The 6,177-nt window shown below is 49.2% G+C and carries 8 protein-coding genes; all 8 read left to right on the top strand.

Annotated features, from left to right (window positions below; translation table 11 throughout):
- Nucleotides 1-348 precede the first annotated feature (348 nt).
- On the top strand, nt 349-594 hold the full coding sequence (locus PHI12_12950) for a hypothetical protein (GenBank protein MDD5511699.1): 246 nt from the start codon (nt 349-351) through the stop codon (nt 592-594).
- Nucleotides 591-809 (top strand): hypothetical protein, encoded by a 219-nt coding sequence (locus PHI12_12945; GenBank protein MDD5511698.1) that lies wholly within the window; start codon nt 591-593, stop codon nt 807-809. Before PHI12_12950 ends, PHI12_12945 begins: the two co-directional genes overlap by 4 nt.
- Nucleotides 809-1,012, top strand: coding sequence for a hypothetical protein (locus PHI12_12940; protein ID MDD5511697.1), 204 nt, complete (start codon nt 809-811; stop codon nt 1,010-1,012). Before PHI12_12945 ends, PHI12_12940 begins: the two co-directional genes overlap by 1 nt.
- Nucleotides 1,012-1,434 (top strand): hypothetical protein, encoded by a 423-nt coding sequence (locus PHI12_12935; protein ID MDD5511696.1) that lies wholly within the window; start codon nt 1,012-1,014, stop codon nt 1,432-1,434. Before PHI12_12940 ends, PHI12_12935 begins: the two co-directional genes overlap by 1 nt.
- A gap of 495 nt (nt 1,435-1,929) precedes the next feature.
- The gene (locus PHI12_12930) at nt 1,930-2,187 is read left to right on the top strand and encodes a hypothetical protein (GenBank protein MDD5511695.1); all 258 of its coding nucleotides are present in this window, start codon (nt 1,930-1,932) and stop codon (nt 2,185-2,187) included.
- Complete coding sequence (locus PHI12_12925; protein MDD5511694.1) at nt 2,187-3,542, top strand: hypothetical protein; 1,356 nt, start codon at nt 2,187-2,189, stop codon at nt 3,540-3,542. The genes PHI12_12930 and PHI12_12925 overlap by 1 nt, the downstream gene beginning before the upstream one ends.
- The gene (locus PHI12_12920) at nt 3,542-5,416 is read left to right on the top strand and encodes a phage portal protein (protein MDD5511693.1); all 1,875 of its coding nucleotides are present in this window, start codon (nt 3,542-3,544) and stop codon (nt 5,414-5,416) included. The genes PHI12_12925 and PHI12_12920 overlap by 1 nt, the downstream gene beginning before the upstream one ends.
- Nucleotides 5,417-5,426: 10 nt before the next feature.
- Nucleotides 5,427-6,177: HK97 family phage prohead protease (locus PHI12_12915; GenBank protein ID MDD5511692.1), on the top strand; the 751-nt coding region annotated here is incomplete at its 3' end.

Raw genomic sequence — 6,177 nt, 5'->3', positions numbered from 1 at the left:
TAACTACAACTAAAAACAGGAGCCTCACGCCAAAAGCGTGGGGCTTTTTTGTTGCCCGCCGATGCAATACAAAGACATTTGCGGGCGCAGAGGGTACAGGTCGGGGGTCTTGCCACTCCCGGCCTGTACTGTTTATGGAGACGCTTATGTTTTGTCCATTCTGCCCGTGTCATGGCCCATTGTGGTTAGTACCATTAATCGGTGCTTTCCCTTTCATTCGGTGGTGGCTCAAACGGAGGCATAAATGAAAATTGCGTTTGAGTATAAGCACGATGTAATAGAGATTAAAGCAAAAAACTATCGACTGGCACTCCGCAAGTTAAGGGATGAAATAGATAAGAGGCATAAATGACGGAAACCCAAATCTCTGAAATAAAGGTTAAATTTGACCGCTTACATGAGGCCGGGTGCGAGTGTGGCGGTGCCTACCGTGTAGTAACAGCCGAGATATGCGTCGATGTACAGGCCAATGAGTACACGCAGAAGGTGGCCTTAGTGCATGAGATACTAGGCGTCTACCTGGGGGCCATCGTCCCTGTAGAGACATTAGACGAAATAGCCACCAATATCATAGACAGCCTTAACGAGTTATGAAGATACTAACTGACATAGACAGAGCAGAGATAGTTCTTACCAGTATAGTCAGGCTATCCCCCGTGATAGGGCATAGGCTTATCAAAGCGTGTCCTGATCTACAGGGTGACATCAACCAGACCAAGGTCGTGACGGTATACGGTGTCCGTGTTGCCGTCCCTGTAATCAACATCAAACTCGTGGCAGTCTGGGAAGAGTATGCGAAGGGTAACTGATGCAGATTAGCTTTATTGCTTCATTACCGGACATCCAATCAGCAATAAACATTGGTGGTGACGGCTCAACCAGAGTAAAACTGGATATTCCCGAGTCAGAGTTAGCCGAAGCCGTGAAACTGGTACTACTCAAAGGGAGATCGTTCAGGGTGACAATATCGGTGGTAGAAGACGAAAACGAGGATGCGAGGATCGGGCTATAGTGAGCTATGAGTTAATTGACCAGAATAAAATCAAAGTATCTCTTGCTCGGAGGGCATTAACCCCGGAGCAGATAGCATTAGCGGAGTGGTTAGCACTCCCCAAGTCAGAGCGCGTTCCAGCTAATAAAAAGGGCTTTGCTGAAGCTCTGGGATTAAATCCGCAGACGATTTCCAACTGGTGTAACATACCCGAGGTCTGGACGGTCCGAGACGAGATTCTAAGGGAGATAGGCAAGGACTTAGTACCAGAGGCCATCCGAGCACTGAGACGCAGCCTGCAGAGCAACGACTCTAAGGTTGTCATCCAGGCGGCTAAAGATATTCTGGACAGGTGGTCCGAGCCAAGACGTACAGCTTCTATCGTCGCCTCGATTACTGATATGTATAAACAAGCACAGAACCCAAAGATAACGGATGTCTAACGTAACGATTCCGCCCCGTGTTACTCGCCTTGATATCGAACAGGTGATAAGGGGCGGCTATTCCCTCCTAGATAACTTAGTATCCAAAGAAGAAGTCCTACTCACCTATCAAGATAAACCATTAGCCATAGTATGTCACCTCCCTCTCAAAGACCATAAGGGATTACCCTGTACCCCTCCTCGTTCACCCGGTAAGGGGGGCGTATGGGGGTGGTATTAGAATTCATACCCCCTGCCCATAGGGGGGTGGTGTGGGGTGGCTCCCACATAAACAACACCCTCCCCTCTAAAGAGACACCACCATTCAGGCAGGGCGGGACTGACGGGCAGGCGTGGGAGATATGTTCGGGTCCTCTTCGGTTGTAGGAAAAAGATTCGGGCATTAAACGTGGGAAAATGGGTCTGGTTTCGTGCCTAGCACTACGTAATAGTTATTGTGCGCCCTTCCGGTAAGGGGTGAAAATTACCTCGGAATTAGCGGGAGGGAGAGAGATATTGTGCGTAAAATACCGCTCAAAAACAGGACTGAGGATGCCCTATAAGTACCCGGAAGACAAGAGAAATTATCAAAGAATTTACATGAGGAAGAGGCGAGGAAGCAGGGTTGTTAGACCCTCGGTTAGACCCGGTATGGCAGGATTGTTGAGGCAGAGCAATGTGGACAGAGCGAAGGGGAGGTATGAGCCTCGGTTTTTCTTACCGAAGGAGATCCCGCTGGATGCTGATGGTAATGAGATGCCGAACTACTTTTAATGAATGTAGATTTAAGTGACATCATCAAGTGGTGGAGAGCGGAGCCGGTAGAGTACATTCGGGACATCTTAGGGATAGAGTTGTGGTCGAAGCAGAGGGAGATTGTCGAATCGGTGAGAGACAATCCCAGGACAGCGGTGAGGTCGTGTTCTGCAGGGGGGAAGACGAAGGTAGCGGCGTGTTTGGTCAACTGGTTCTTGGCTGCGTACAAGCCTAGCACTGTATTAACGACAGGGAAGAGCTTTCGGCAGGTCAAAGAGCAGTTATGGCGGGAGATACGGGCGATACACGCGCAAGCGAAGGTTCCGCTGGGTGGGGATGTAACGCAGACATCATTGACGTTAGCGGAGGACTGGTTCGCGTTAGGATTCTCGACAGACGAGCCGGAGCGGATAACCGGATTTCATAACAGGTATGTACTGGAGATAGTGGATGAAGGGTCGGGTATACCAGAACAGGTGTACGGGGCCATGGAGAATCCGTTAGCGACGGGATTCACCAGACAGTTGGTCTTAGGTAACCCGACGCAGGCGACAGGGAGATACAGAGATTTATTCACATCTCCGATTTACAACTGCATACACATATCGGCGTTTGATACCCCGGCGTTTACAAAGGAAGGTGATTATCCTTTCCTGATCTCGAAGGACTATGTAGAGCAGAGACGGTTGGAGTGGGGGGATGATTCACCGCTTTATGAAGTGTTTGTTAAGGGTGACTTTCCTTCAGGAGAGACGGACAGGCTGATTCCTTTCGGGATAGCTGAGGCGGCGGTAGGGCGGGATGTTAACGTCAAGAAGGATGATCTGATTGCGATTGGTGTTGATACGGCGCGGTTCGGCGCTGATGAAAATGCCCTTTATATCCGGCACGGGCAGAAGGTGATTAAGAGCACTTTCTGGCGTAAGTCGGACACGGAAGCGAACATCGGCCGGATAGTTCAAGAGATTAACTGGGTTAAGGACAGGTTCGATGTTACCCCGGACGTAAACATAGACGAAGGGTACAATCCCGGCGTGGTGGATGGGTTAAGGGCTCTCAAATACAAGGTTAACGGCGTATCTTTTCAAGGGCAGGCCAATAATCACAAGCTATTCGCTAATATCCGGGCCGAGATGTGGTGGAACCTGTCTGAATTGTTTAAGTCGGGCGATATACAGATTCCGAATGACAAGATTCTGCTCAAACAGCTAACCGACATCAAAAAGAAGCCGCTTAACCGGAACGATCAGATAATCATCGAATCAAAAGAAGATATGAAGGCGAGGGGTGTCAAGTCTCCCGACAGGGGGGACGCCCTGGCCCTGTGTTTCATGAATCCTAAAGCTCGCGAAGTATCTGTAAGGTGGATTTAATGGCGATATGGGATAAATTCAGAGGTAAGAAGCCGCAAGTAACAACCACATCCCGCTTTCCTTTAACAGGATGGGCTGACGCCCCGGAAAGGTCGGGAAAGGGGTATATGGAGGCCTATGGAGAAATATATGCTCTGTTTGGAATAGCACTCAGGATCGCTACCGCTACCAGCGAGGTTAAGTGGAGACTATATAAAGGATCAGAGCGAAGCGAAAGAAGCCAGGTATCGGATCATGTCATTCTGAATTTACTCGATTACGTCAATCCGTGGCAGACCGGGCAGGAATTAATCGAGATCCATTCCTTGCATACGGACTTGGCGGGCAGGGCTTACTGGTATCTTCCTAAGAATAAGTTAGGCGTCCCCGCCGAGATATGGCTGCTTCCTCCTCACATGGTTAAGGTCGTGCCGGGGAAGAGCGAATTTATCAAGGGATATATTCTCCGTGTGGGCAGTGAGACGATTCCCCTATCTAACGATGAAGTGATTAGATTCTCCATGCCCGATCCGCTTAATCCTTACGGCGGGATCGGATTCGTCCAGGCTGCATCTGTCGAACTTGACTCTGAGTCATACGCCGGCAAGTGGAACCGGAACTTCTTTTTTAATTCCGCAAGGCCTGACGCGGCGTTAGAGGTCGAAGACACGTTAAGCGAAGAGCAGTTTGATCGATTAAGGCAGCAGTGGGGATCAAAGTATCAGGGATATATGAACTCTCACAAGGTCGCTATCCTGGAGGGCGGTGTCAAGTATAAGCAGATCGCCATTACCCAGAAGGATATGGACTTCCCGGCATTAAGAAGGCAGACCCGGGAGAACTTGATGTTTACCTTCGGGATGCCCCTATCTGTGATGGGTGTCTCCGAGAATGTCAACAAGGCCAACGCCGAGGCCGGGGAATATACCTTTGGTAGATGGCTGGTTAAACCGAGATTAAGCCGAATCAAGCACAAGCTGAACGAAAGATTGGTCCCGATGTTCCCGATGGCTGAAGGATTGGAGCTTGATTTCGACGAAGTTGTCTCTGAGACAGTGGAAGAGAAAAAGGGACTAGCCGAGTCGGGGACCAGATCGGGCTGGATGACTATTAACGAAGCTCGCAAGTTAAACGGGTTCGATCCTCTGCCGAATGGTGATCAGCTGTTGATCCCGTTAAATATGATTGCGACCCCGGTTAAGTCAGTCTCTCCTGTTAAGACTAAATCATTACCTGAGGTTGAAAAAGAGAATATCTGGCGGTCTTATGCCTTAAAGACAGAGCGTGAGGAATCGCAGTTTATCTCTAAATTAAATTCTCTCTTTTCTAAGCAGAAACAGGAGGTCGTTAAGGATTACACCCAGATGGGGGAGCTTAACGAGGCCTATTTCGAGAGTGAAAAGACGCGTGACCTGTTTGTTGATGAACTAAAACCATTAATCGCCCTTGCTTTGAGGGAAGGCGCCGAATCCTTAAAGGAAATCGGGGATTATAACGAAGAGACGGAGTGGTTGGAGGAAAGGGCGCTTGCTCTGGCTACTGGGATTAACCAGACCACTAAATTAGAACTTAAAAGGCAGATTCAGGCCGGGATAAAGCAGGGTGAGAGTATCGCCAAGATTGCCCGGAGAATCAGGATTTATTTCGATGTCAATTCCAAGTATCGGGCAAAGATGATTGCCCGGACTGAGGTTATTGCCGCCCACAATGAGGGCGCGTTAACGAGGTATCAGGGGGACGGCGTCCAAAAGACGGAGTTCTATGCCGCACTGGATGAACGCACCTGTGATGAATGCATGGCATTACACGGGGAGATATACCCCGTTACTGAGGCGCACGGGCTAATTCCGGTACACCCACAATGCCGATGCACCTTTTTACCCGTGATTGAATAGGAGGGTTATTATGGGAGAAGTTTTGCACAAGATACTCGATTGTGCGGTCAAAAAGATAGGTGATAGGCAGTACGAGTTTACCGCTTCGACTTCGGATGTGGACCGTGACGGAGAAGTTATTGACGTTAAAGGATGGGACCTAAAGAACTTCAAGAAAAACCCGGTTATTCTTTACGGGCACGACTACCACGGGCTACCCATCGGGAGAGCGTCAAAGGTGTGGACATCTAAAGACGGCTTTCTTAAAAACGTGGTTGAATTTCCCCCGACAGGGACGTATGAGTTCGCTGATATTGTCGAGAGGCTCGTCAATACCGGATTTCTGAAAACTCAGTCAGTAGGGTTTATCCCGACAGAGTGGGTTGACGGAGATGGTGATAAATCAGCCCGGCGGACCTACACCAAACAGGAACTACTGGAGATTTCAATAGTCCCGGTCCCGTCTAACCCTAACGCTTTGATGGAGGCCGTATCAAAGGGCGTTATCAGTAAGGACGAGATGATACGAATTACCAAGCCGGAAGAGACGGAGAATTACTTTAGGGTTCCGGTCCGGGAATGTACCATCACGGCGACAATGGATGTCTCTAAGGAAAAGGGAATCAAGGGTCTTTACTGCGGGCAGGATAAGAAGTTCGCTACTTACCTTTTCAGTAAGGAATCTAAGTTCGGCTGGACGATGGAGAAGGCCGAGGCGTGGGTTAAAGAGCATGACGAGGGTAAATCTATAGATTCAACCAGTACCACTTTAACTGACGCTG

Source organism: Dehalococcoidales bacterium (assembly GCA_028716225.1).
In the GTDB taxonomy this organism is placed as follows: domain Bacteria; phylum Chloroflexota; class Dehalococcoidia; order Dehalococcoidales; family UBA5760; genus UBA5760.
This window is presented reverse-complemented; position numbering and strand designations above follow the sequence as displayed.

Excerpts from the sequence above, each read along its gene's own strand:
- PHI12_12950 (MDD5511699.1), top strand. The coding sequence starts at position 349 with ATGACGGAAACCCAAATCTCTGAAATAAAGGTTAAATTTGACCGCTTA.
- PHI12_12945 (MDD5511698.1), top strand. The coding sequence starts at position 591 with ATGAAGATACTAACTGACATAGACAGAGCAGAGATAGTTCTTACCAGT.
- PHI12_12940 (MDD5511697.1), top strand. The coding sequence starts at position 809 with ATGCAGATTAGCTTTATTGCTTCATTACCGGACATCCAATCAGCAATA.
- PHI12_12925 (MDD5511694.1), top strand. The coding sequence starts at position 2,187 with ATGAATGTAGATTTAAGTGACATCATCAAGTGGTGGAGAGCGGAGCCG.
- PHI12_12920 (MDD5511693.1), top strand. The coding sequence starts at position 3,542 with ATGGCGATATGGGATAAATTCAGAGGTAAGAAGCCGCAAGTAACAACC.